Annotated in this window: 22 protein-coding genes; 10 read left to right on the top strand and 12 right to left on the bottom strand. The window is 72.3% G+C overall.

Translation table 11 applies throughout. From position 1 onward, the window contains the following. Positions 1-37: 37 nt before the first annotated feature. Positions 38-2,182, bottom strand: coding sequence for a protein kinase (locus AB0B35_RS28115; protein ID WP_361050648.1), 2,145 nt, complete (start codon positions 2,180-2,182; stop codon positions 38-40). 222 nt (positions 2,183-2,404) lie between these two features. Here AB0B35_RS28115 and AB0B35_RS28110 point away from each other — a divergent pair, with 222 nt between their 5' ends. After that, positions 2,405-3,037, top strand: a complete 633-nt coding sequence (locus tag AB0B35_RS28110; RefSeq protein WP_361050645.1) for an alpha-ketoglutarate-dependent dioxygenase AlkB — start codon at positions 2,405-2,407, stop codon at positions 3,035-3,037. A 14-nt stretch (positions 3,038-3,051) separates the two neighbouring features. Here the strand turns inward: AB0B35_RS28110 and AB0B35_RS28105 are convergent, their stop codons facing one another. Both AB0B35_RS28105 and AB0B35_RS28100 read right to left on the bottom strand, forming a co-directional pair. Continuing rightward, positions 3,052-3,291 carry a hypothetical protein gene (locus tag AB0B35_RS28105; protein ID WP_361050642.1) on the bottom strand — a complete coding sequence of 80 codons (240 nt, stop codon included), beginning with the start codon at positions 3,289-3,291 and terminating at the stop codon, positions 3,052-3,054. Between the two features lie 317 nt (positions 3,292-3,608). Then, entirely contained in the window at positions 3,609-4,400 is a 792-nt protein-coding gene (locus tag AB0B35_RS28100; RefSeq protein WP_361050639.1) for an alpha/beta hydrolase, read from the bottom strand. Positions 4,401-4,475: 75 nt separating this feature from the next. Here AB0B35_RS28100 and AB0B35_RS28095 point away from each other — a divergent pair, with 75 nt between their 5' ends. Both AB0B35_RS28095 and AB0B35_RS28090 read left to right on the top strand, forming a co-directional pair. Further along, complete coding sequence (locus AB0B35_RS28095; RefSeq protein ID WP_360535018.1) at positions 4,476-5,705, top strand: threonine/serine exporter family protein; 1,230 nt, start codon at positions 4,476-4,478, stop codon at positions 5,703-5,705. Positions 5,706-5,736: 31 nt separating this feature from the next. Then, on the top strand, positions 5,737-6,123 hold the full coding sequence (locus tag AB0B35_RS28090; RefSeq protein WP_361050636.1) for a RidA family protein: 387 nt from the start codon (positions 5,737-5,739) through the stop codon (positions 6,121-6,123). 6 nt (positions 6,124-6,129) lie between these two features. Here the strand turns inward: AB0B35_RS28090 and AB0B35_RS28085 are convergent, their stop codons facing one another. The 5 genes from AB0B35_RS28085 to AB0B35_RS28065 all read right to left on the bottom strand — a co-directional run bounded on the left by AB0B35_RS28085 (position 6,130) and on the right by AB0B35_RS28065 (position 13,774). Further along, positions 6,130-8,610 carry a DUF3516 domain-containing protein gene (locus AB0B35_RS28085; RefSeq protein ID WP_361050633.1) on the bottom strand — a complete coding sequence of 827 codons (2,481 nt, stop codon included), beginning with the start codon at positions 8,608-8,610 and terminating at the stop codon, positions 6,130-6,132. 394 nt (positions 8,611-9,004) lie between these two features. Further along, complete coding sequence (locus tag AB0B35_RS28080) at positions 9,005-9,268, bottom strand: hypothetical protein (RefSeq protein WP_361050631.1); 264 nt, start codon at positions 9,266-9,268, stop codon at positions 9,005-9,007. A gap of 123 nt (positions 9,269-9,391) precedes the next feature. Beyond that, positions 9,392-9,964 carry a TIGR03086 family metal-binding protein gene (locus AB0B35_RS28075; RefSeq protein WP_361050628.1) on the bottom strand — a complete coding sequence of 191 codons (573 nt, stop codon included), beginning with the start codon at positions 9,962-9,964 and terminating at the stop codon, positions 9,392-9,394. 29 nt (positions 9,965-9,993) lie between these two features. After that, on the bottom strand, positions 9,994-12,009 hold the full coding sequence (locus tag AB0B35_RS28070) for a PIG-L family deacetylase (RefSeq protein ID WP_361050625.1): 2,016 nt from the start codon (positions 12,007-12,009) through the stop codon (positions 9,994-9,996). A gap of 1 nt (position 12,010) precedes the next feature. Beyond that, positions 12,011-13,774, bottom strand: a complete 1,764-nt coding sequence (locus tag AB0B35_RS28065) for a stealth family protein (RefSeq protein WP_361050623.1) — start codon at positions 13,772-13,774, stop codon at positions 12,011-12,013. A 25-nt stretch (positions 13,775-13,799) separates the two neighbouring features. Between AB0B35_RS28065 and AB0B35_RS28060 the strand changes: the two genes are divergently transcribed. Further along, the gene (locus tag AB0B35_RS28060; protein ID WP_361050620.1) at positions 13,800-14,639 is read left to right on the top strand and encodes an inositol monophosphatase; all 840 of its coding nucleotides are present in this window, start codon (positions 13,800-13,802) and stop codon (positions 14,637-14,639) included. 93 nt (positions 14,640-14,732) lie between these two features. Here the strand turns inward: AB0B35_RS28060 and AB0B35_RS28055 are convergent, their stop codons facing one another. Further along, positions 14,733-15,902, bottom strand: coding sequence for a nucleoside 2-deoxyribosyltransferase domain-containing protein (locus tag AB0B35_RS28055; RefSeq protein ID WP_361050617.1), 1,170 nt, complete (start codon positions 15,900-15,902; stop codon positions 14,733-14,735). 56 nt (positions 15,903-15,958) lie between these two features. On the opposite strand from AB0B35_RS28055, the gene AB0B35_RS28050 reads away from it, so the two are divergent. Both AB0B35_RS28050 and AB0B35_RS28045 read left to right on the top strand, forming a co-directional pair. After that, positions 15,959-16,591, top strand: coding sequence for a uridine kinase (locus tag AB0B35_RS28050; RefSeq protein ID WP_361050614.1), 633 nt, complete (start codon positions 15,959-15,961; stop codon positions 16,589-16,591). A gap of 64 nt (positions 16,592-16,655) precedes the next feature. After that, positions 16,656-17,087 carry a CBS domain-containing protein gene (locus tag AB0B35_RS28045; RefSeq protein WP_203699204.1) on the top strand — a complete coding sequence of 144 codons (432 nt, stop codon included), beginning with the start codon at positions 16,656-16,658 and terminating at the stop codon, positions 17,085-17,087. Positions 17,088-17,138: 51 nt separating this feature from the next. Here AB0B35_RS28045 and AB0B35_RS28040 read toward each other — a convergent pair whose 3' ends face one another. The 3 genes from AB0B35_RS28040 to AB0B35_RS28030 form a co-directional block, all read right to left on the bottom strand. Beyond that, positions 17,139-18,782: a cation acetate symporter gene (locus AB0B35_RS28040; protein ID WP_361050611.1), complete on the bottom strand. Its 1,644-nt coding sequence runs from the start codon at positions 18,780-18,782 to the stop codon at positions 17,139-17,141. Further along, the gene (locus tag AB0B35_RS28035) at positions 18,779-19,135 is read right to left on the bottom strand and encodes a DUF485 domain-containing protein (RefSeq protein WP_203699202.1); all 357 of its coding nucleotides are present in this window, start codon (positions 19,133-19,135) and stop codon (positions 18,779-18,781) included. The genes AB0B35_RS28040 and AB0B35_RS28035 overlap by 4 nt, the downstream gene beginning before the upstream one ends. Positions 19,136-19,366: 231 nt before the next feature. Next, positions 19,367-20,248, bottom strand: a complete 882-nt coding sequence (locus tag AB0B35_RS28030; RefSeq protein WP_361050608.1) for a LysR family transcriptional regulator — start codon at positions 20,246-20,248, stop codon at positions 19,367-19,369. Between the two features lie 180 nt (positions 20,249-20,428). Here AB0B35_RS28030 and AB0B35_RS28025 point away from each other — a divergent pair, with 180 nt between their 5' ends. The 4 genes from AB0B35_RS28025 (at position 20,429) to AB0B35_RS28010 (ending at position 23,544) form a co-directional block, all read left to right on the top strand. Then, on the top strand, positions 20,429-21,220 hold the full coding sequence (locus AB0B35_RS28025; RefSeq protein WP_361050605.1) for a GNAT family N-acetyltransferase: 792 nt from the start codon (positions 20,429-20,431) through the stop codon (positions 21,218-21,220). A 214-nt stretch (positions 21,221-21,434) separates the two neighbouring features. Continuing rightward, positions 21,435-21,863 carry a hypothetical protein gene (locus AB0B35_RS28020; protein ID WP_361050602.1) on the top strand — a complete coding sequence of 143 codons (429 nt, stop codon included), beginning with the start codon at positions 21,435-21,437 and terminating at the stop codon, positions 21,861-21,863. Then, complete coding sequence (locus AB0B35_RS28015) at positions 21,860-22,798, top strand: ATP-binding cassette domain-containing protein (RefSeq protein WP_361050599.1); 939 nt, start codon at positions 21,860-21,862, stop codon at positions 22,796-22,798. Before AB0B35_RS28020 ends, AB0B35_RS28015 begins: the two co-directional genes overlap by 4 nt. Further along, the gene (locus tag AB0B35_RS28010; RefSeq protein ID WP_361050596.1) at positions 22,795-23,544 is read left to right on the top strand and encodes an ABC transporter permease; all 750 of its coding nucleotides are present in this window, start codon (positions 22,795-22,797) and stop codon (positions 23,542-23,544) included. Before AB0B35_RS28015 ends, AB0B35_RS28010 begins: the two co-directional genes overlap by 4 nt. Positions 23,545-23,657: the final 113 nt, after the last annotated feature.

Below are 23,657 nucleotides of genomic sequence, written 5' to 3'. Positions count from 1 at the left end.
ACGGCCGCCGCGCCGTCCGCCGTCACCGTGTCGGCCCCTATCGCGGCCCGGCGGTGAGCGCGATCGCGAGCACGTCGGGCACCTCGGTGTCCTGGAACGGCGGCGGCCGCAACATGATGAACGCGGTCGGGTGCCGCACCACCAGCCCGCTGACGTTCTCCTCCCGCGCGACCGGCGGCAGCGCCTTGGACCAGGCGCTGCCGCCGGTCACCGGATCGATCGCGGCGAAGTTCTGCTGGGCGACGGCGTAGCAGTGCTTGCCGTCCGGCGACGCCGCCAGGCGCGCACCGCGCGCGGGGACCTTCCATTTCTCCACGCCCGTGTCGATACGGAACCCGTAGATGCCGTCGGCGGCCATCACCACGGTGTCGCCGATCATCTCGATGGCGGAGACCGGTTTCTGCCAGGGTTTGTACCATCGCCTACTGCCATTCGACAGTCGGAGCAGGCGCAACTCGCCACCCTCGCGCAGCAGCAGATGCTCGGTGCTCAGCCGGGCCTCGACCGCCTCCCAGGCGTCGTCGGGCGGCCCTCCGCCGGGTCCGCCGGGGCCTCCCCCCTGCGGTGGGCCGCCGCGTCCCTGGTCGGGGGGTGGCGGCGCGAGCTGGTACGACACCTGCCACTGCTGTTCACCGGTGGCCGCATCACGCAGCGTGATCCGCACCGTGCCGTTGCGCTCCTGCCTGGTGACCAGCCAGGTCATGTCGGCGATCAGCGGAGACTCGATCACGTCCTGCCGCCACACCAGCGCGCCGACCCGGTTGTACGCCCGCACCGAGGACGGCAGCCCGACGAACGCCCGGTCGGTGGCCAGCGCCACGTCGCCGATCGTGCCGCCGGCGTCGACGCCCTCGAAGCCCACCCGGCCGGTCGCGTTCTCCACCCGCCACAGTCGGCTGTCCGCGGTGACCAGCACGGCCGGGCCCCAGTCGCGGACGCTGAGCGGCCCGGCGTCGATGCGAACGCTCCAGGCCTGGTTCTGGCCCGGGCCGGGCGGGTCGGTCGCGAACACGCGCCCGTCGTCCGTGGCGATCAGCCGCCCGCTGTCGCCCACCACCAGGTGCAGCGGTCCGGGGTCGGCCGTCGAGTTGACCTGCCAGCGCACCGATCCGGGCTGGGCGGGGCCGGTCGGGCTCGGTGAGGCCGGCGGTCCGGTGGTGGCCGGGCCCGAGCCGCCGGGCGGGCTGGTGCCGCCGCCGCGGGTCGCCGCCCACACGCCGCCCGCCGTGAGGCCGAGCGCGCCCAGCACGGCGCCGGCCAGGACGGGCCGCCGCTGCCACAGCTTCGGGGTGCCCCAGGTCGGCGCGGGGGGCTCGAGCGGCTGCGGTTCGCCGCTCGGCAGCGCGATCAGCGGCTGGAACCAGCCCGGCGACGGGGTCGACACGCCGGTGCCGATGAGGATGCGCGACAACTCCTTGGCGGTGGGCCGGTCCTGCGGGCGCAGGCTGATGCACCGCACCACGAACGGGCGCAGCTGGATCGGCAGGACGCTCAGGTCGAACCGGCCCTGGGTCACCTGGTTGATCTGCTCGAACATGCTGCCGCCACTGATCAGCGTGCGGCCTGTCGCGGCGAAGTACAGGGTGGCGCCGAGGGCGAAGATGTCGCCCGGGGCGCCGGCGTCCTCGCCCTGGATGCGCTCGGGAGCCATGTACGACGGGGTGCCGACGTTGACGCCGGTGGTCATGCGCTCGGCGTCGGTGGCCAGCGCGATGCCGAAGTCGATGATGTGCGGGCCGGTGTCGTCGAGCAGGATGTTGGCCGGTTTGAGGTCGCGGTGCACCAGCCCGGCCCGGTGGATCGACGCCAGCGCCTCGGCCAGGCCGGTGGCCAGGGTCAGCGCGGCGGTCACCGACAGCGGGCCGCTGGAGCGCACCCGCTGCTCCACGCTCGGGCCCTCGATGTAGGTGGTCGCCAGCCACGGCGACTCGGTCTCGGTGTCGGCGTCGACGACCGCGGCCGTGAACAGCGGGTTCACCAGGCGCGCCGCGGCCACCTCACGGGTGAACCGGCGGCGGAACATCGGGTCGGCGGCCAGCTCCGGGCGGATCACCTTGATCGCGACGTAGCGCCCACTCGGCGACTGCCCGAGGTAGACCCGCCCCATGCCGCCGCCGCCGAGCACGCCGACCAGCCGGTACGTTGCTACGGAGTGCGGGTCGGTGGTTCCCAGCGGCCTCATACGACACCCTCAGTCGGCTCCCAGTTGCGCTCCCGCGCGGCATACTATCCCCGTCTATCCGCGACGGGCGGTTCGACACCACATACGACAGTCGTGATCGGATATGCCGTCTGGGAGCGCTTCGGCAGTCATCATGCCCTGCCGTCCGGCTGGCCGCCGACCCAGGGTAGCGAGTCCCATGGATTGGTACCCCTGTTCGAAGCGGGTATAGAATCCCTGCTCATGGCGCACGCACACCAACCATCGATGTTCGATCTTGATGAGCGGGCGACCCTGGGCCCGCTGGCCGGGGCGGTGAACCGGCACCCGCTCACCCGCGGCGCCTGGGTCGACCACCTGCCCGGCTGGGTGCACGGCTCCGAGCAGATCCTCGACGTGCTGCTCGAACAGGTCGACTGGCGGGCCGAACGGCGCGAGATGTACGAGCGCGAGGTCGACGTGCCCCGCCTGCTGCGGTGGTACGGCCCCGACGAGACGCTGCCGCACCCGGTGCTCGACCAGGCCCGCACCGCACTGTCGGATTTCTATGCCGAGGAGCTGGGCGAGCCGTTCGTGTCCGCGGGCATGTGCCTGTACCGCGACGGCCGCGACAGCGTGGCCTGGCACGGCGACACCATCGGCCGCGGCAGGCACACCGACACCATGGTCGCCATCGTGTCGTTCGGCGAGCCCCGGCCGCTGCTGCTGCGCCCGCGCGGCGGCGGCGAGCCGAGCATCCGGTTCCCGCTCGGCCACGGCGACCTGGTCGTCATGGGCGGCTCCTGCCAGCGCACCTGGGAGCACGCCATCCCGAAGACGGCCCGCCACGTCGGGCCACGGGTGAGCGTGCAGTTCCGCCCGGTCAACGTGGCTTGAGCGCCGGCGGCCGGCTAGCCCTCCGCGCCCAGGCCGAGACGTTCGCGGAGCTTGCCGCGCCGGTCCTCCAGCACGGCGACCAGCGCTTCCTGCTCCTCCGCGCTGCTGATCAGCAGGGTGGTGTCGCCGGGGTCGCCGGGACCGTCCTCGCGGTTGCCGACCTCCTGCCGGATCTGGTCCGCCTGGCTGCGCAGTTCGGCGATCATCGCATCGACCTGCTCCAGCTCACGCCGCATCGCATGCTCGTCCGTCATGGGTACATTGTCGGCTTCGTCGCGCCCGGCTCGTCCGAGTTCCGCCCAACGGGCGACATGGCGTGCGGCCTCGCCTCGCCTCGCCTCGCCTCGCCTCGCCTCGTGAGGGTAGGACCGAGCCGGTCTACATCTATTTTGATGTGGCCACATCAAAATAGATGTAGACCGGCGGACAGGGATGCCGCCAAGCCGGCCATGCCGCACCAATGCGACGACCGGCCGACCGCGACGACGGGCTGCCCGCGACGACGGGCTGACCGGGACCACGACCGGGACGGCGACCGGGCCGGGTGCCGGGCCGGGTGCCGGGCCGCGGACTACGCGACGGGCGTCCGGCCGTCCAGGTAGGCGCTGATCGCCGCCGCCGTCGCCGCAGGCTGGTCCAGGTGCACGTCGTGGCCCGCGTCGAGCACGGTCACCAGGGTGGTGTCCGGGCGCGCCGCCATTCGCGCCACCTCGGCGTCGGTCATGATGCCCCGCTCGCCGCGCACCACCAGCACCGGCCCGGTGAGGCACTCCCAGGCGGTCCAGGAGGGCGCGCCGACGAGCGTGGCGATCGAGTCCACCATGGCGTCGCGGGTGAACCTCGGCCACAGCCCGCCGTCGCGCTCGACGAGCCCGGCGGCCCAGCCCGCGCCGACCGGCCCGCCACCGAAGAACTCCGCGGCCTGCTCGCGGGACGCGAACGGGACCGGCCACGAGTCGAGCCAGCCGCCGATCTCCGCGGGCAGGTCGGGGCCGTCGGCCGCCGGCCCGGCCTCGATCATCACGAGACCGCGCACCAGGTCCGGCCGTGCGGCGGCGGCCAGCATCGCGGTGTGCCCGCCCAGTGACTGCCCGACCAGCACCGCCGGCGCCAGGCCCAGGTGCTCGATCAGGAACACGACGTCCTGGGCGTACGCCGCCCGCGACAGGTCCGCGGGCACCGGCTCGCCGGGCACGTGCGCGCGCTGGTCCACCGCCACGCACCGCAGGCCGGCCGGCAGCGAGCGCTGCAGCCCGGTGAACTCCCCGGCGTGGCCCGCCAGGCCGTGCAGCAGCACGATCGCCGGGCCGCCGCCACCCGAGTCGTGGCAGTCGATCCGGACTCCGTCGCGTACCACCCGCATGTGCTTGCCCCCGTCCCACGGTCCGCAACGGGCCTTCTCCCACGCGCCGCGGTGATCCATACTGCCGCAGTGACCATGCCGCCCGACAACCTGCTCGAGTTCCTCCGCAAGTGCGGGGTCGCCCTGTGCCTGGCCGGGGAGACCGCCAACCGCATCCCGGACGAGCTGGTCGCCATCGCCGACGCGTACGGCGTGGGCGATGTGGAGTTCCTGGTCGTGCCGACCGGGGTGTTCGTCCGGGCCGGTGCGGAGGGCGGTGTGACCGTCGACTTCGCCAACGCCGACGGGCCGCCGCTGCGGCTGGACCAGGTCGATCGGCTGTACAAGCTGTTCGAGCAGGTCAAGGCCGATCCGATTCCGCCCGCCGAGGGCATCGAGCGGGTGCAGGACATCCTCGACGCGCCGCCGCGTTTCGGCGCGGTCGTCACGGTGCTCGGCCACGGCGTGCTGACCGTCGGCATCGGGCTGCTGTTCGTCCGCGACGGCCGGGCGCTGCTCAGCCTGGCCCTGCTCGGGCTGCTGGTCGGCGTGCTGCGGCTGCTGGCCGAGCGGGTGCAGGTGCTGTCGCTGGCGCTGCCGGTGGCGGCGGCGATGCTGGTCACGGTGCTGGCCTACCGGTACAGCCCGGAACTGGGCGCGGACCCGGCGAGCCTGCTGATCCCGCCGCTGGCCACGTTCCTGCCCGGGGCGGCGCTGACACTGGGCGCGCAGGAGATGGTCACCCGGTCCATCATCAGCGGCGCGAGCCGCCTGGTCTCCAGCGTGTACGTGCTGCTCCTGCTCACCTTCGGCATCTATGCCGGGATGCAGATCGCCGGGCCCGCGCAGGCGGTCGCGCCGAGCGAGCCGCTGGGCGTGTGGGCGCCCTGGGTCGGCGTGCTGGTGTTCGGCTTCGGCATCTACCTCAACAGCTCCGCGCCGTCGCGCTCGCTGCCGTGGCTGCTGGTCACCCTCCTGCTGGCGTACGGGGGCCAGTATCTGGCCGGCCAGGTCGGCGGCGGCGTCTTCGCGGCGTTCGTCGGCGGGCTGCTGATCGTGCCGCTGGCCAACGCGGTGCAGCGGCTGCACGGCCCGCCCGCGCAGGTCGTGTTCCTGCCGTCGTTCTGGCTGCTGGTGCCCGGCGCGCTCAGCCTGGTCGGGGTGACCGGCCTGACCGGGCTGGTGGAGCTGTCCGGCACCGGCCGGTCCAACCTGGTCACCGCGTTCCTGACCGTGGTCGCGGTGTCCCTGGGCGTGCTGGTCGGCTCCAGCCTGCTGTCCAACGTCACCGCGAGCTCCCGCCTGCTGACCTCCCGCTCCGCCTGAACCCGGTCCGGGCCGCGGTTAGGATGCGGCGGTGACGGTGCGGCGGGTGGTTCTCAGCGGGTCGACCTTCGAGGAGCAGATCGGGTATGCCCGGGCCGTGGTCGACGGCGACCGGGTGTACGTGTCCGGGACCACCGGATTCGACTACGCCACGATGGCGATCTCCGACGACGTGGTGGAGCAGGCCGAGCAGTGCCTGCGCAACATCGGGACGGCGCTGGCCGAGGCCGGCTGCGGCTTCGCCGACGTGGTGCGGGTGCGTTACCTGCTGCCCGACCGGGCGGACTTCGAACCGTGCTGGCCGGTGCTGCGCCGCCGCTTCGGCGACGTCCGCCCGGCCGCCACGATGCTCGTCTGCGGCCTCGCCGACCCCCGCATGAAGATCGAGATCGAGGTCGACGCCCACCTCCCCCCGTAGGAGGGGTCAGGCGCCGAGCTGGCCGACGTCGGTGACGGTGATGACGGCCTGGCCGTGTTCGTCGGAGGCGGCCAGGTCGACCTCGGCGGAGATGCCCCAGTCGTGGTGGCCGTCGGGGTCGTCGAGGATCTGGCGCACCTTCCAGACGTCCTTGCCCTGCTCGATGATGATCCGGGCGGGGCCGCGGGCGTCGGGGCCGATGCCGATCTCGTCGTACAGCTCGAAGTACGGCTCCAGCGCGTCGCGCCAGGCCTCGCTGTCCCAGCCGTCGGCGGCGTCCAGCTCGCCGAGCGCCTCCCAGCGCCTGCGGGCGGCCAGCTCGACGCGGCGGAACAGGGCGTTGCGCACCTGCACCCGGAACGCGCGCACGTTGCGGGTGACCGCGGGCGGGGCGGCCTCGACCGGGGCGTCGCCGGGGTTGCTGAGCTGCTCCCACTCGTCGAGCAGGCTGGAGTCGACCTGGCGGACCAGCTCGCCGAGCCACTCGATGACGTCGTGCAGCTCCTCGGTCTTGCTGTCCTCGGGCACGGTCTGGCGCAGCGTGCGGTACGCGTCGGCCAGGTAGCGCAGCACCAGGCCCTCGGACCGGGTCAGGCCGTAGAAGCTGATGTACTCGGTGAAGGTCATGCCCTGCTCGAACATGTCCCGGACCACGGACTTCGGGGACAGCCGCTGGTCGTCGACCCACGGGTGGCCCTTGCGGTAGGACTCGAACGCGACCTCCAGCAGCTCCTCGAGCGGCTTGGGCCAGGTGACGCCTTCGAGCAGCGCCATGCGCTCCTCGTACTCGATGCCGTCGGCCTTCATCTGCGCGACGGCCTCGCCCTTGGCCCGGTCCTGCTGCGCGTAGAGGATCTGCCGCGGGTCCTCCAACACCGCCTCGATGATCGACACCACGTCCAGGGCGTATCCGGGGGACTGCGCGTCGAGCAGTTCGATCGCGGCGACGGCGAACGGCGACAGCGGCTGGTTGAGCGCGAAGCCGAGTTGCAACTCGTCGGTGACCCGGATGCGGCCGTCCTCGGTCTGCTCGACGATGCCCGCCGTGCGCAGCGCCCGGTAGATCATGACCGCTCGGCGGATGTGCTTGCGGCGCGCGGCCGGTGTCTCGTGGTTGTCGGTGAGCAGGTGGCGCATGTTGGCGAAGGCGTTGCCGCCGCGCTCGATCACGTTGAGCACCATGGCGTGGCTGACGTTGAAGCTGGAGGTCAGCGGTTCGGGCTCGGCGGAGACCAGGCGCTCGAAGGTCGGCTGCGCCCAGCCGACGAAACCCTCCGGCGGCTTCTTGCGCACCAGCTTCTTCAACTTCTTCGGATCGCCCGCGGCCTTCGCGACGGCTTTCTCGTTCTCGACCACGTGCTCGGGGGCCTGCACGATCACGGTGCCGAGGGTGTCGTATCCGGCCCGGCCCGCGCGGCCCGCGATCTGGTGGAACTCGCGCGCCTTGAGCAGCCGCATGCGCTGCCCGTCGAACTTGTTCAGGCCGGTGAACAGCACCGTGCGGATCGGCAGGTTGATGCCGACGCCCAGGGTGTCCGTGCCGCAGATGACCTTCAGCAGGCCGGCCTGGGCGAGCTGCTCGACCAGGCGGCGGTACTTGGGCAGCATGCCCGCGTGGTGCACGCCGATGCCGTGGCGGACCAGCCGGGACAGGGTCTTGCCGAAGCCCGCGGTGAACCGGAACGTGCCGATCAGCTCGGCGATGGCGTCCTTCTCCGCGCGCGTGCACATGTTGATGCTCATCAGCGCACTGGCCTGCTCCAGGGCCGCGGCCTGGGTGAAGTGCACGATGTAGATCGGGGCCTGCTTGGTGGACAGCAGCTCTTCGATGGTCTCGTGCAGCGGCGTGGTGACGTACGAGTGGATCAGCGGGACTGGCCGCTCGCCGGAGCTGACCACGGCGGTCGCGCGCCCGGTGCGCCGGGTCAGGTCGTCGACGAACCGGGTGACGTCGCCCAAAGTGGCCGACATGAGCACGAACTGCACGTCGGGCAGCTCGATGATCGGGACCTGCCAGGCCCAGCCCCGGTCGGGCTCGCTGTAGAAGTGGAACTCGTCCATGACGACCTGGCCGACGTCGGCGTCCGCGCCGTCGCGCAGGGCCAGGTTGGCCAGGATCTCGGCGGTGCAGCAGATGATGGGCGCGTCCGGGTTGACCGCGGCGTCGCCGGTCATCATGCCGACGTTGTCCGGCCCGAAGGCCGCGCACAGGGCGAAGAACTTCTCCGACACCAGCGCCTTGATCGGCGCGGTGTAGAAGGTGCGCCGGTTGTCGGCCATCGCGGCGAAGTGCGCGCCGAGCGCGACCATGCTCTTGCCCGAGCCGGTCGGGGTGCTCAGGATCAGGTTCGCCCCGGAGACGATCTCGATGAGCGCTTCCTGCTGCGCCGGGTACAGCGAGAAGCCCTGCTCGGCGACCCAGCCGGAGAAGGCGTCGAAGAGGGAGTCGGGATCGGTGTCGCGGGGGAGGTGATCAGTGAGCGTCATGGTCCGTAAATAGTCTCACGTCGCCGACCCGCGACCCGCCTCCCGTGCCCACGGCCCCCACCCGCGCGTGGCGCACCCCACACCCCGCTCGCCCCTCGCCCGCTCGAGCCTCCCGGCGCCCCGCTCCCGCCCGCGCGCTCCCGCCCGCGCGCTTCGCGCGCTGGATGATCGTCTGGGCGCTCGCCGCACCATGATCGCTCGACTTGCCTGGCAGGTGGGCGAAAGCGGCTGCAAGATACGCACGTTTGCCAGGCAAGTCGAGCGATCAAGAGCCGCCCCGCGCGACGATCATGAAGTTAGGGCGGCGACACGCCGTCGAACCCTGCCATAAGTTCATGATCAACGCGAAAAGGGACGGCGGGCCGCTGGTGGCGGCCCGCCGTCGTGCCCGGGGCTAGCGCTTGGGCTGGTTGTGCTTGGGCTGGTTGCCCTTCTTGGACTTCATGGAGGTCGGCGAGTTGCCCGCCTGCTCCTTCTTTTGCTGCTGCTGCTGCTGCATGGTCGCCGTGGACGCCGCATGTTCATGGTCGGCCTCGGCGTGGTTCGTGGAATGCGCGTTCATGCCGCCGGCCGCATGGTTCTGCTGGCTGCCCGCGTGCTGGGCGTCCTCGTGACGGGCTGCGCGCGGGTCGCGGTCGGGTCGGTTGTTCTTCGCCATGCTGACGTGCCTCCTCGGGCCTGGGCTTCAGCTCCCTGCTGACGCCCACGGCCCACGCTAGAAGAGCGACGGCCGACCCTGCGGCAGAATGGACAATCTAGGCATACCGGCCGGTAACGAAGGTCAACCTGCATCCCGCCCCAGGTACGCGGCCAGCCGGTCGGCCTCGGTCGCGCCCGCCGGGGCCGGCTGCTCGGGGCCGAACGGGTCGCCGTCGCGGGGCAGACCGTCCAGAAAGGACCGCCAGCTCGCCAGCACTCGCGAGGCCAGGCCGGGTGCGATGTCGGTGCTCGTGCCGAGCGCGCGGGCCAGGTCCCAGCCGTGCGTGGTCAGCTCGTTGACGACGTGCTGCACGGTGACCGCGCCGGGCTGCGGGCCGATCGGCGTCGGCGCGATCTCGGTCAGGTAACCCGGCCGGCCGAACGCGGCGCGGGCCCGCGCCGCGTGCTCGCCGAACGCGGCCACCGGGTCGGCGTAGCCGGGCTCGTCCTCGGGTATCGGCGCGCCCTCGGCCAGGGTGGCGTAGCGGTCGTTGACGAACGCGAGGTGGCACAGCAGCCGCCGCACCGTCCAGCCCTCGCACGGGGTCGGGCCGCCCAGCCGCTGCGGGGTGACCGTGCGCGCCAGCGTCGCGACCTCGGCGACGATCGTGTCGTACGCGGCCAGGGGGTCGTCCAGCGTCAGGTAACCGTCCATGCCCTGATCCTGCCCGCGCCCGGTGACATTCACGCCCGCGCGGGTCGCGGCGTGCTCGGGGCGGGCGCGTTCTGCCAGCGCGTCTCCTTGGCGGTGCCGTCCAGGGCGCACGCCCAGAGCCGCCCGTCCGCGCCGACGACCGCCGCGTACGCCCGCCCGCGCGCGTCCACGGCCACCGCGGGCGCGCCGGTGAACAGCGCCCCCGACGCCGTCCACACCGGAGTCTCGCCGGGTGGGTGCGCGCCGGTGATGCCGACCCGGCCGGCGTCGTCGCGGCGCAGCAACCGCAGGCGGCCGTCGCGGAACAGCCCGGCCATCGCGCCGGTGCCACCGCCCGCCGGGACCGTGGTCGCGGCCCCGTCCAGCAGCACCGTCATTGTCGCCCCGTCGGCGTGCCCGACCAGCACCGGTCCATGGCCGCCCGCGGCGGTGCGGGCGGCCGACAGGGTGCCGTCCATCGCCTCGCGCAGCAGCGCCCGCGGCTCGCCGAAGCGGCCCGCCGGGCTGTCCCGGGTCCAGCACAGCAACTCGTCGTCGGTCACCGCGTAAAGCTCGGTGCGCGGGCCGGCCGACACCGCGACCAGCGCGTCGCGGATGCCCTTGCCGCCCAGCCGGATCCACGGCCCCCAGTGCCCGCCCGCGGGACGGGTGCGCATCGCGGCCCCGCGGTCGAAGTCACGGGTGAACACGCTCAGCCCGCCGTCGGCGTCGGCGACCGCGACCGGCATGCCGAGTTCCCGGGCCCGCAGCGGGTCGCCGCCCGCGTCCGGGTTGCCCAGCTCCGCCCACGTGACCGGGCCGCCGGGCACGGCCTGCTCGCCGTGCACCACCGCCAGGCGCGGACCCGCGACCGCCAGATCCTGGCGTACGCCGAACAGGTGCACCCGCCCGTCCGGCGTGGACACCACCGACAGGCACGGCAGCAGGTTCTCGCCGCCGACCGGCTCCGGAGCGGACCACGCGCCGGGGTCCGTGCCCCGCCGCCACCTCACCGCGGTGCCGCCGAACACCGCGTACGCGGCCAGCCCGTTCGCGTGCGGGATCAGCCACGTGGTGCCGCCCGGGTGCCGGGGGGTCTGGCTGCGGCCGTAGCGCTTGGCCCGCGCGCGGGTGCCGACCTGCAGGTCCCCGCAGCCGTAGGGGACCGCGCAGGGATGCCCGTCGGCCCAGCCGTAGATGTCCAGGTAGGAGAACTTGCGCTCGTACACGGCCGGGCTGAGGTTGCGCGGCCAGTACTTGTTGAAGTAGCCGCGGTAGCTCTGCACCTGCACCGCCTCGCCGGTTCGCCGGTGGCGGCGCACCGCCTCGAACGCGAACCACGCCGCGTACAGGTGGTCGGTGTGGTCGGAGTACTCGACGTCGCCCTCGGCGTATTTCAGGTGCTCCGGGGCGGGATCCAGGGTGCGCACCACCGTCGGCTCGGCGGTGTCCAGCAGCGACGCCAGGATGCCGAGCACCTCGTCGCGGGTCAGCCGGCCGGCCGCGGGCAGGGGGCTGTCGGTGGGCCGCAGGTAGGGCTGGGCGTCGCGGCGGCCGTCCCAGAGCCACTCCAGCCGGTTGGCGCCGGGGCCGTCGACCGGTGCGCGCAGGTTGAGGAACGCCAGTGTGACGTGCGGGGCGGCGGCGAGCGTGGCGGTCTCGTACACCGCGTCGCCGAGGCGGCGGACCTCGCGCCGCCACGCGCTGTCGGGGTCGCCGGTCGCCATCGCCGCGTACGCCGAGCGGATGCCGTACTGCCGCGCCGCGGCGTACCCCTCGAAGTCAGGTTTCGGTTTGCGGCCCCCGCCGAGCTGCGCGTTGACGCCGTTGGCCTCCCCGGCGGTGAGGTAGACGCTGGTCACCGCGTTGCCGCCGTCGAGGGCCTGCATCACGTCGGGGTTGAGGAAGTACAGGTCGTCGTCGGGGTGGGCGCAGATGTTGAGGAATGCCGCGGCGCGCGGCGGCGCGCCCGCCGACCAGACCCGTTCCCATGGCCGGGTCAGGCCCAGTCCGATCACCCCACCGCCGGCCAGCAGCAGGGCGCTGAGCGCCGTGCGCCGGTGCAAGTCAGCCGTCCTGTCGCGCGGCGTCCGGCCCCGTCAGCTCCCACGGCGCCGCCACCGGGAAGTACGCCGTCAGGAAGTCCCGCAGCAGCTCTTGCCGGCCCTGCCGCTGCTCGGGTGTGCCGTCCTCGTCGTTGACGCAGAACACGTCCTGGTCACGGCGGGCGAGCACCCCTGCGAGCTGCCGTTTCGTGTCGGGTGCGGCCAGGCTCACATACGTGCTGGTGATCCGGTCGATGGCGGCCCGCCCGGTGGCCAGCGCGTAGTAGTGGTACGCCGACGACACCAGCGAGACGTCGGACGAGTCCCGGAACCGGTTGCCGGCGGTGCGCTCCAGCTCCTGGGCGTACCGGTCGGACATCTCGGCGAGCACGTCGCGGCGCAGCGCGTGCGGGACGTGTTTCATCTTGTAGGTCAGGTGGCGGCCGAAGTCGCGGGCGATCAGCGCGCGGTTGTTCTTGCCCGCCGCGGTCGGCGCCAGGTCGGCGGCGTCGGCCGGGCCCAGGGCGACCTTGCCTTTCGACGGGAACAGCTTAGACAGCCCGTTGGGCTGGAAGAACTTCAACGCGTTGACCGGCCGGCCGACGAACACGTCGTCGTTGAAGTAGACGAAGTGCTCGCTGAGCCCGTCGACGTGGTGCAGGCGGCTCTCGATGGCGTGGGAGTTGAACGTCGGCAGGCGGCCGTGGTCGCCGAACAGCTCCTTGTGCGCGACCACCCGCACCCGGTCGTGGCAGGTGTCCAGCCACGACGGCACCTGGTCGTCGGTGACCAGCCAGATCCGGCGCACCCACGGCGCGTACAGGTGCAGCGAGCGCATCGAGTAGCGCAGCTCGTCGTGGTTGGCGAACCGCGACGTCCCCGTGGCGTGGCCTGCCGGCGGCCGGTCCTGCCCGGCAAGCACGGCGTCGCGGCGGGCCTGCCAGGCCGGGTCCTCGTCGTCGACCCAGGTGTAGACGACGTCGACGGGGAAGGTGATGTCGTCGAGCAGGGTGCCGGCGAACTCTGCCCGGGTGGGGCGCTGCGCCTGGCCCGGCACGTGCGCCGACGTCATCCGGGTGAAGACCGCCTCGTCGAGCTGGACCACAGGGCCGGTGGCCGGGACCAGGTCGGCGGCCCGGTTGGGCCGGGGCGCGTGCAGCGGCCCCTGCGGGGTGCGCGACCACACCTCCAGATCGCAGCCGTGGGCCGTGCCGAGCAGCAGCGAGCCCGACGGGTCGCAGACGTACTGGATCAGCCGGATCACCCGGTGCCCGGCCAGCGTGCGCCAGGCGTGGTGGGAGGTGGCGGGCATCGGCGTCTGCACGCCCTGGTCGGTGACGGCCGCGACGAACAGCGGCCGCCGCAGCGCCTCGCGCCGCAGCGCCTTCCACGCCTCACGCCGCCCGCCGGACCCGATGGCGACCGCCGACGCCTTGTCGTCATAACCGCGCACGCAGAAGTGTTCGACTCCCGCGTCGCGCAGCACCGTCAGCACCGTCTCCAGGTTGAGCCGCCGCGCGGCCAGCGGCGTCGCCTCGGTCAGCGGCCGGGCCAGCGCCGGGCCGTGCGCCGTCGGCACCAGCCGCAGCTCGCTGGTGTCGTACCGGCTGGTCAGATGCCACCGCACCGCCGAACGCGCCCACCGCTCGGCCGGCCCACCGGCCCGTCTGACACGCGGCAGAAGCAGGTCCACCGACCTGCGGGACAGCGCGGCCATCGCAGCGGAGCGGCCCGGCACCTGGAAGATCACGCCGTAATAACGATCCAGCCCCGGAAAAGGCGACACCTCGGTGTGGTGGCAGGCTGGGTGGGTGCTGGACGCGACAGAGGTGGCCGAGGTCGAGCGGGCGGTACGCCGCGTCGCCGAGGAGCAGATCCTGCCCAGGTTCGGCCGCCTGGCCGCGGCCGACATCGGCTACAAGTCCTCCGAGACCGACTACGTGACCGTCGCCGACCGGGCCGCCGAGGAGGAGCTGGCCAAGCACCTGACCGCGCTGGTGCCCGGCTCGGTCATGGTCGGCGAGGAGGCGGTCGCGGCCGACCCGGGACTGCTCGCCGCGATCGACGGCGACGCCCCGGTGTGGATCGTCGACCCGATCGACGGCACGCACAACTTCGTCAGCGGCAGCCCCCGGTTCACCACCCTGGTGGCGCTGGCCCATCGCGGGCGGCTGCTCGCGTCGTGGACGTACGCCCCGGTGATGGACCTGATGGCGGTGGCCACCGCGGGCGGTGGGGCGTACGTCGACGGGCAGCGGGTGCGGGTGCGGCCCGTCGAGCCGACCCTGCGCCACCTCGACGTCAGCGTCTCGCCGCCGATCTGGTGGAAGCCCTCGGAGCGCGCCGGGTTCCACGAGCTCAGCAGGCACGGTGTGGCGCTGTCCTTCTTCGACACCTCGGGCCTGGAGTACATCCAGCTCGCCAGCGGGCGGCGCACCGCGATGGTGCTGACCTGGGAGCTGCCCTGGGACCACGCGGCCGGGCTGCTGCTGCACGCCGAGGCCGGGGGAGTGGCCATGGCCGCCGACGGCAGCCCGTTCCGTATCGGTGGCGGCAACCCGATGCCCTTCCTGGTCGCCCCCGACGCCGAGACCGCCCGCCTGGTCCTCTCGGCCCTCCACCCCGCCGAGGACATCCCGCCGGCGGCCTGACCCACGCAGCTTCCGCGTGCACTTTTCCAGGGAACTGCACGATCCCGCCGTCCGATGGCTGCAGTTTCCACGAAAGTGCGGCAGGCGCGGGCGTCAGTCGGCGGACAGGGCGGCGGCGACCAGGCCGACGGTGGTCCAGTCGACGTCGGGGTCGGCCAGCAGGCGGGAGTAGGTGGTGAACTCCAGGGTCGTCTGCTCGCCGTCGGCGGCGACGCCGTGGCGCTGGGGGCCGGTCTCCAGCGCGTCAAGTTCCTCCTCGGTCAACTCCAGGCTGAACAGGTGCACCCGGTGGGCCGACACGGTCGCGGCGGGCTGGCGTACGCCGTGCGAGCGCAGCCGGGCCGCGTCCACCTCCAGGCCGGTCTCCTCGGCCAGCTCCGCCAGCGCGACGAGCCGCGGGTCGGCCGCACCCGGCTGGGAGCCGCCCGGCAGCTCGTGCACGTACCCGTCGGTGGTGACGGCGCTGGACCGGAACTCGCGCACCAGCACGATCCGGGTCTCGGGCAGGCTGCCGCCGGGCAGGTAGGCGACCACCGCGCTGACGTCCGGGCGGCCGATGACGACCTCGTTGTCCTTGACCCGGCCCTCGGCGGCGACCTCCACGCCGACGTGCGCCGCCCACCAGAACGCCCGCCCGTCCGGGCCCGGCCAGGTCCAGGCCACCCGCGCCGAGCGCAGCCGGTGGCCGGCCGCCTCCTGCCCGGCCAGCCACGTCCGCACGCCTTCGACGTGCCACAGCGCCAGGGGCAGCTCGCGGTGCGCGCCCGCCCGGCGGGCCCCGGCGCCGAGCAGCGCCAGCGCGGCGGACAGGGTGTCGGCGAGGGTGTCGGCGACCGGCGCGCCGTGCAGTTGCGCGTAGTGGGACAGGTAGCGCAGCCCCGGGGCGTCCGGCGGCGCGCCGAGCACCACCCGGCCGCTGGACTCCCAGCGCCCCCACTCGACGTTGGTGGTGAACCCGGGCAGGGTGGCCAGGTCGCGCGGCACCCAGAAGACGACCGCGTCCGACAGGTGCAGGCAGGTGTCCTCCCACTGCACCTGGCGCAGCCAGCCGTGCGGCATACCGCCCTCGGGGCGTTCGGGCACGAACACCACCAGCCGGCCGGGGCCGGTCCAGAGCCGGTCGAGCAGGTCCAGGGCCTGCGGCCGCCAGGACAAGACGTCGGGCGTACGGGGCGTCGGCCCGGCCAGGAACAGGGCCGCGTCCCAGGAGTCCGGGGGCTGCTCGCCGGCGTACACGGTGACGACCTCGCGCGGGCTCTCCATGCCGATGATCGTCGCACGGTGGCCGCGCTCACGGCGGGCGTCGGTAGGGTGGGTGGATGCGAGTGCGGCCGGTGACGCCCGAGGGACTGGTGAGCGAGCTGGTCGAGCGGATCGGCAAGGTCGCCGACCCGGACGGGTGGACCCGCGTGGCGTTGGACGGCGCGCCCGCCGCCGGGCCGGACCGGCTCGCCGAGGCGCTGGTGGACCCGCTGCGCGAACTCGGCCACGAGGTGCTGCACGTGCGGACCGCCGACTTCCTGCGCCCGAAGTCGGTGCGGTGGGAGTTCGGCCGCACCAACCCCGACGCGTACTACGAGGGCTGGGCCGACGAGGCCGGGCTGCGCCGGGAGGTGCTCGACCCGCTCGGGCCGGGCGGCACCGGCCGGGTGCTGCCGACGCTGCGCGACCCGGTGCGCGACCGGGCCACCCGAGCCGCCTACCTGACCCTGCCGCCCGGCGCGGTGCTGCTGGTCAGCGGAGATCTGCTGCTCGGCTCGGGGCTGCCGTTCGAGCTGGCCGTGCACCTGGTGATGTCACCCGCGGCGCTGGCCCGGCACACCCCGCCGGAGGAGGCGTGGGTGCTGCCCGCGTACGCCCGCTACGCGGACGAGGTGGCCCCGCAGACGTTCGCCGACCTGGTGGTGAAGGTCGACGACGCCCGCCATCCGGCGATCATGTCCATCGATTAGGGCGCGCGGCCGGTGGCCGGAGGCGCACGATGACCCCAGGGGACTGGCTACAGGGGGGTTGATCATGACTACGGCCAAGCAGATCATGCACCTGGGCGCGCAGTGCGTGCCCGAGAACGAGACACTGGCCCGCGCCGCGCAGCTGATGCGCGACATGGGCGTCGGCTCGCTGCCGATCTGCGGCAGCGACGACAAGCTGCGGGGCATCATCACCGACCGCGACATCGTCATCAAGTGCATCGCGGCGGGCGGCGACCCGAACACGACGACCTGCATGGAGATGGCCAAGGGCACGCCGATCTGGGTCGACGCGAAGGCCGACGAGGACGAGGTGCTCAAGACCATGGAGCAGCACAAGATCCGCCGGGTACCGGTGATCGAGGACCACCAGATCATCGGCATGATCAGCGAGGCGGACCTGGCCCAGCACCTGTCGAACGAGAAGCTGGCCCACTTCGTCTCCACGATCACGGCCGCTCCGCCGACGCGGGGCTGAACACACGGGAAGGGGCGCCCCAGCCGGGGCGCCCCTTCTTTCGTGCCTTGATCAGTGGGCGCCGACACCCGTCAGCGACCGCACCTCCAGCTCGGCGTACTTCTTCGGGTCCGCGGGCTCGCGGGACAGGATCGTGCCCAGCCAACCGCAGAGGAAGCCGACCGGGATCGAGATGATGCCCGGGTTCGACAGCGGGAACCAGTGCCAGTCCGAGTTCGGGAACATCGCGGTCGGGCTGCCGGACACCACCGGCGAGAAGAACACCAGCACCACGGCGGTGATCAGGCCGCCGTAGATCGCCGCCGTGGCGCCGGCGGTGGTGAACCTCTTCCAGAACAGCGAGTACAGGATCGCGGGCAGGTTGCCCGAGGCCGCCACCGCGAACGCCAGCGCGACGAGGAACGCCACGTTGAGGCTCTGCGCGAAGATGGCCAGCACGATCGCGACCGCGCCGATCGCGAACGCCGAGATGCGGGCCACCCGCACCTCGCTGCCCTCACTGACCTGGCCCTTGCGGATGACGCTGGCGTAGATGTCGTGCGCCAGCGAGCTGGACGAGGCCAGGGTGAGACCGGCGACCACCGCCAGGATCGTGGCGAACGCGACCGCCGCGATGATCGCCAGCATCGCCGCGCCGCCGTTCGCGCCGCCGAGGAACCTCTCGCCGAGCACCTGGGCCAGCTGCGGGGCGGCGGTGTTGCCGCCCTTGTCCTGGGCGGTGATCGCCTCGCTGCCGACCAGCGCCGCCGCGCCGAAGCCCAACGCCAGCGTCATCAGGTAGAACGTGCCGATGATGCCGATCGCCCACAGCACGCTCTTGCGGGCGGCCTTGGAGTTGGGCACGGTGTAGAAGCGGATCAGGATGTGCGGCAGTCCGGCGGTGCCCAGCACCAGAGCGATGCCCAGCGACAGCAGGTCCATCTTGTTGTAGAAGGTCTGCGCCGCGTCCCCGGCCACTTCCTTGCCGTAGCGCAGGCCGGGTTCGAGGAACGCCGCGCCCTTGCCGGACTTCGCCGCGGCCTCGCCGAGCAGGCCGGACAGGTTGAACTTGAACGCCGCCAGCACCAGCAGGGTCATCACCGCGGCGCCGACCATCAGCAGGAACGCCTTGACGATCTGGACGTACGTGGTGCCCTTCATGCCGCCGACGGTCACGTACACGATCATCAGGATGCCGATGAAGATGATCGTGGCGATCTTCGCGGTGCCGGCGTCCATGCCCAGGAAGTGCGCCCCGGGCTTGATGCCCAGCAGCAGCGCCACCAGCGCGCCCGCGCCGACCATCTGCGCCAGCAGGTAGAAGATCGACACCACGATGGTGGAGATCGACGCGGCCACGCGTACCGGGGTCTGGCGCATCCGGAACGCGAGCACGTCGGCCATCGTGTACTTGCCGGAGTTGCGCAGCAGCTCCGCGACCAGCAGCAGGGCCACCAGCCAGGCGACCAGGAAGCCGATCGAGTACAGGAAGCCGTCGTAGCCCGACAGCGCGATGATGCCGGCGATGCCGAGGAAGCTCGCCGCCGACATGTAGTCGCCGCCGATCGCCATGCCGTTGGAGAAGCCGGAGAACGACCGGCCGCCGGCGTAGAAGTCCGTCGCGGTCTTCGTCTGCCGGCTGGCCCAGATCGTGATCGCCAGCGTGAACAGCACGAAGACCACGAACAGCACGATCGTCAAGGTGCGTGCGCTCATGCCACGACCTCCTTGGGCTGCTCGTCGGCGTCGAACTCGCCGGCCTGGATGCGGGCGTTGAGGTCCTCGGCGACCGGGTCGAGCTTGCGGTCGGCGTAGCGGGCGTACAGCCAGGCGATCAGGAACGTGGTCACGAACTGCAGCAGCCCGAAGACCAGCGCCACGTTGATGTTGCCGAACAGGACCGTTCCCATGAAGTCGCGCGCGTACGCCGACAGGATCACGTACAGGGCGTACCAGCTGAAGAACGCGATCGTCATGGGGAACACGAATCGCCGCAGCGCGCGGCGCAGCCCCGCGAACTCGGGGTTGTCCGCGATGCGCTCGTAGCGGTCCGGAGCGTCGGTGCTCATGAATCACCAGCCTCGGTGGGGAGAGGGAGCAACGTGGCACGTCGCCGGTGTGTGCGACGGGTCACAGTGCGGTTGCCCGCAGGCTAGGGACCGGCATGTCGATCTGTGAACCAGCCGAAGCGGACATGCGCGGCGTACGCGCCGAGCGGTCGCCAGTACGCGCCCAGCGGCGCATGCCCGCGCGCCGAACGGCAGCGCTCCCACTCGCGGCGGGTGATCGGGCGCCGCCCGTCAGAGCCGGTGGGTCCGAGCCAGCTGGACGAAGGCGCGGACCAGGGGAGTCTCCCCGTCACTGCGCCACACCGGGGCGTACCGCATCACCGGTCCGTCGGTGATGGGCAGGAAGGCGATGTCACCTCGCTGCCGGGTGGCGGCCACGTCCGACCCGATCGGGGACACGACGCCGCCGGCGGCGATCGCCCTGAAGGCCTCCTCCAGGGTGGCCACCAGCAATCCGCGCGGGACGGGCCGGCCGGCCGGTGTCACGGCCGGGGTGTGCGCTTCCCACACGTAGCCGGGGATGGGGCCGTCCGGAACCACCACCGGATGATCGCCGAGGTCCTCCATCTCGACGCTGTCCCGGTCGGCCAGCCGATGGCCGGCGGCGACGGCCAGCACCAGCTTCTCGGTGTGCAGCACCGGCCCGACGACCAGGTCGGGCTCGCGGATGGGCAGCCAGAGCATGCCGATGTCGACCTGGCCCGCACGCAGCGCGGTGAGCGGGTCGGTGGGCAGGATCTCGCGCAGGCGCAGTTCGCATTGCGGATGCCGCTGCCGGAACAGGTCGAGTACGGCGGTGATCGACTGGTAGTGGGTGGCCATCGTGCCGACCGTCAGCACACCGGTATGCCCGCGCGCTACGGCGGCGGCCTCGTCGATGCCCGACATGATCTCGGCGTAGCCGGTGCGGAGCCGGTCGCGCAGCCGCTCACCGAGCGGAGTGAGCCGGACGCTGCGGCTGGTCCGCTCGAACAGGGCGCCACCGATCCGGCGCTCCTGCTGTTTGATCGACTGGCTCACCCGCGCCTGGGACACGTGCAGGCGCTCGGCCGTGCGCCCGAAATGGAGCTCCTCGGCCAGCGTCAGGAAGATCTCGATATCACGCAGCTCCACCAGGCTGTCCCTCCCGTCGCCGGCCTTCCGAATCCGGCAGTCTACGGCCGTGGCCAGGGTTCGCCGCACGGGCGTTGTCCTATCGCAGGGGCGCTCGCCGTCGAACGATAACCAATGGCTTATGCGGCGGTGCGTTCTTCGGCGTTGTTCGGCCGTGGACGGCTGAGCGATCGTGATGCCATGAGCGAACGCTTGATCGACATCGTGGCGGTACCGGACCATCCCGGGATCGCGCGGTGGCAGGCCGTGGCACCACCCGGCTTGGTGGCCGGGGTGGCCGGATTGCGTCCGATCATCTCGTTCGAGCACGGCCCACAGCCGTCGGAGCCGGATGCCGTAGAGCTGAGCCTGTACGTGGAGCCGCAGTGGCGGCGGCGCGGGATCGGCTCGCGGCTGCTGGCCGCCGTCGGCGCGCACGCGGAACGGCTGCGCCTGGTCGTCGAGGTCGAGGCGGGTTCTGCCGGGGAGGCCTTCTGTGCCCGGCACGGCTTCCGGCGCACCGGATCCAGGCGGCATGACCTGCTCACCTACTGCGATGTGCACCATGCGTGGCTGGGTGAGCTGGTCGATGTCGAACACCCCGGATACCGGCTGAGCCACTGGACCGGCGAGCTGTCCCACGCGACCCGGGTCGAGGAGCTGCTGCGACACCCGAGCCGCCCTGGCAACACGGTGCTGAGCGCCGCACAAGCCGACGGCGGCCTGGTGGCGTACGCCGTGGCGGCCGTGGGCGGGCTGCCGAAGCGCCGTGCCCGGCAGTACGGACCGTCCGTGCTCGCCGGCCATCGCGGGCAGGGACTGGGGCTGTGGGTCAGCGCCGCCCTGATCCAGCGACTGCGCGAGATCCACCCGCACGTCGACGAGATCGAGGCACGCACGGGCGAGGACGACCCCGGCCTGCTCGCCTTGCACCGCCACCTCGGCTTCCGCCACCTTCGGCGAACCCGGCTCTACGAACTCGCCCTGCCGTAGACGCCGACCCGCCCCATCGACCAGGCGCCACCCGGAGCCAACCCGTGCCACTACAGGGAGGTTTGTGATGAAAAGTCAGGTAGGTCGGCGAATCTGCCGCACTCCGGCCGGAGCCAGGGGTCCTCCGGACAGGACCCGCTCGCCATGGAGGCGACCACCCATCGAACTGTTGCGCTCAGTCCTGTTCCCACATGTGTCCAAGGAGTCCACCCCCATGTCCATCACTTTCTCTGACCAGGACAAACTCACGTTGCGGACCGCCGCGTACGGTGCCGTCACGCTGCTGTCGGCGGCCGGGGCCGCCGGCGGCTCGCCCCACCGGATCGCCACCGACGGGTCCATCGCCCTGTCCTCGGCCACCGGCCTGATCGGGCACGTGCTCGCCGAGAAGTCCGGCGGCGTCGACCTGGGCGGCAAGTCGGTGGCCGAGATCGCCGACCGGGTGCTGCCCGCGCTGACGGAGGCGATGCGCCTGCTGGAGAAGCAGGCTCCGGCCGAGGCCGGCAACTTCCGCCGTACGGTCGTCGTCGCCCTCGAAGCGGCCGTCCGGCGTGGTGGGCCCAGCCCCACCGTGTCCGACATGACCAACAAGATCATCGCAGCGCTCGACGCCGCTCCGGCCGCATCGGAGGTGACCGCATGACCACCCCGGCGATCGAGGCCTCGGGACTGCGAAAGGCGTACCAGGACAAGGTCGTGCTCGAAGGCATCGGCTTCGAGGTCGGTGCGGGCACGGTGTTCTCGCTGCTCGGCCCGAACGGGGCGGGCAAGACCACCACGGTCAACGTGCTGACCACGCTGATGCGGGCCGACGGCGGCACGGTCCGCGTCGCCGGCCACGACATCGCCACCGAGGCCAAGGCGGTGCGCGCCGCGATCGGCGTCACCGGCCAGTTCGCCGCCGTGGACGAACTGCTGACCGGGCAGGAGAACCTGCGGCTCATGGCGGACCTCCACCGTGCGGTCAACGGCGACGGCGAGCGGATCGTCGCGGAGCTGCTGGAGCGGTTCGAGCTGGCGGAGTCGGCGGACAAGCCCGCCGCGACCTACTCCGGCGGTATGCGCCGCAAGCTCGACCTGGCGATGACCCTGGTCGGCAACCCGAGCATCATCTTCCTCGACGAGCCGACCACCGGCCTGGACCCGCGCAGCCGCCGCACGATGTGGTCGATCGTGCGGGACCTGGTCGCCGACGGTGTCACCGTCTTCCTCACCACGCAGTACCTGGAGGAGGCCGACCAGCTCGCCGACCGCGTCGCGGTGCTCGACCAGGGCCGCCTGGTCGCCCAGGGCACGCCCGACGAGCTCAAGCGCCAGATCCCCGGCACCCACATCCGGCTGCGGTTCACCACCGTCACCGAACTCGACGCCGCCGCGCGGGCCTTCCCCGACGCGACCCGCGACGACGAAGCCCTGGCCCTGCGGGTGCCCGGCGACGGCGGCACCAAGTCGCTGCGAGTCCTGCTGGACCGCCTCGACGACCACTCCCTCAGCGCCGAGGAGTGCACCGTGCACACCCCGGACCTCGATGACGTCTTCCTCGCCCTGACGGGCCACACCGCGGAGGACGCGAAATGAGCGCCAAACCGCAGTCGCTGGTCATGCTGCGCCGCAACTTCAAGCACATCACCAGGAATCCGACGTCGGTGTTCAACGCCGTGCTGATGCCGATCATCATCATGCTGATGTTCGTGTACATGTTCGGCGACGCCTTCGACGTCGGGGTCGACTACATCGACTACGCGACACCGGGCCTGATGCTGCTGGCCGTCTGCTACGGGCTGGGCGGCACCGCGACGTCGGTGAACTCGGACATGACCAAGGGCATCATCAACCGCTTCAAGGTCATGGACGTGTCCCGCGGCGCGGTGCTGACCGGTCACGTCGTGGCCAGCGTGCTCACCAACCTGATCGCCATCGCGGCCCTGGTCGGGGTCGCGTTCCTGCTCGGCTTCAGCCCGGCGGCGAGCCCGCTGGACTGGCTCGGCGTGGCCGGGGTCGCCGTGCTGCTCGCGTTCGCGGCGGGCTGGTTCACGGTCGCGCTGGGGCTGTCGGCGAAGTCGCCGGAGACCGCGGGCATGGCCGCCGTGCCGCTGGTCATGCTGCCGTTCTTCAGCAGCGCGATCGTCCCGGCCGAGAAGATGGGCCCCGGCCTGCGGCAGTTCGCCGAGTACCAGCCGTTCACGCCGATCATCGAGACCATGCGCGGGCTGCTCAACAGCGCACCCGACACCACCGACGCGGCCGTCGCCGTCGCCTGGTGCGTGGCGATCGCGCTAGTCGGCTACCTGTGGGCGCGCTCCACGTTCACCAAGCGCGCCTGACCTGGACGGGGCACCCGACCGGCTGACCCCGGTCGGTCCGGGTGCCCGGCCCGACGCCGCCTCGGCAAGGTCGCCGAGGCGGCGTCACGGGTCTGCTGGAGTGGAGCGGATCC

It is taken from the genome of Catellatospora sp. NPDC049133, assembly GCF_040648455.1.
GTDB lineage: Bacteria > Actinomycetota > Actinomycetes > Mycobacteriales > Micromonosporaceae > Catellatospora > Catellatospora aurea.
Note: the sequence above shows the minus strand (reverse complement) of the source record. Positions and strands in the feature narration are given on the sequence as shown.

Bases quoted from the DNA above. Each gene is read 5' to 3' on its own strand.
- AB0B35_RS28115 (WP_361050648.1), bottom strand. From the start codon at position 2,182: ATGAGGCCGCTGGGAACCACCGACCCGCACTCCGTAGCAACGTACCGG.
- AB0B35_RS28110 (WP_361050645.1), top strand. From the start codon at position 2,405: ATGGCGCACGCACACCAACCATCGATGTTCGATCTTGATGAGCGGGCG.
- AB0B35_RS28105 (WP_361050642.1), bottom strand. From the start codon at position 3,291: ATGACGGACGAGCATGCGATGCGGCGTGAGCTGGAGCAGGTCGATGCG.
- AB0B35_RS28100 (WP_361050639.1), bottom strand. From the start codon at position 4,400: ATGCGGGTGGTACGCGACGGAGTCCGGATCGACTGCCACGACTCGGGT.
- AB0B35_RS28095 (WP_360535018.1), top strand. From the start codon at position 4,476: ATGCCGCCCGACAACCTGCTCGAGTTCCTCCGCAAGTGCGGGGTCGCC.
- AB0B35_RS28085 (WP_361050633.1), bottom strand. From the start codon at position 8,610: ATGACGCTCACTGATCACCTCCCCCGCGACACCGATCCCGACTCCCTC.
- AB0B35_RS28080 (WP_361050631.1), bottom strand. From the start codon at position 9,268: ATGGCGAAGAACAACCGACCCGACCGCGACCCGCGCGCAGCCCGTCAC.
- AB0B35_RS28075 (WP_361050628.1), bottom strand. From the start codon at position 9,964: ATGGACGGTTACCTGACGCTGGACGACCCCCTGGCCGCGTACGACACG.
- AB0B35_RS28055 (WP_361050617.1), bottom strand. From the start codon at position 15,902: ATGGAGAGCCCGCGCGAGGTCGTCACCGTGTACGCCGGCGAGCAGCCC.
- AB0B35_RS28050 (WP_361050614.1), top strand. From the start codon at position 15,959: ATGCGAGTGCGGCCGGTGACGCCCGAGGGACTGGTGAGCGAGCTGGTC.
- AB0B35_RS28045 (WP_203699204.1), top strand. From the start codon at position 16,656: ATGACTACGGCCAAGCAGATCATGCACCTGGGCGCGCAGTGCGTGCCC.
- AB0B35_RS28040 (WP_361050611.1), bottom strand. From the start codon at position 18,782: ATGAGCGCACGCACCTTGACGATCGTGCTGTTCGTGGTCTTCGTGCTG.
- AB0B35_RS28035 (WP_203699202.1), bottom strand. From the start codon at position 19,135: ATGAGCACCGACGCTCCGGACCGCTACGAGCGCATCGCGGACAACCCC.
- AB0B35_RS28025 (WP_361050605.1), top strand. From the start codon at position 20,429: ATGAGCGAACGCTTGATCGACATCGTGGCGGTACCGGACCATCCCGGG.
- AB0B35_RS28020 (WP_361050602.1), top strand. From the start codon at position 21,435: ATGTCCATCACTTTCTCTGACCAGGACAAACTCACGTTGCGGACCGCC.
- AB0B35_RS28015 (WP_361050599.1), top strand. From the start codon at position 21,860: ATGACCACCCCGGCGATCGAGGCCTCGGGACTGCGAAAGGCGTACCAG.
- AB0B35_RS28010 (WP_361050596.1), top strand. From the start codon at position 22,795: ATGAGCGCCAAACCGCAGTCGCTGGTCATGCTGCGCCGCAACTTCAAG.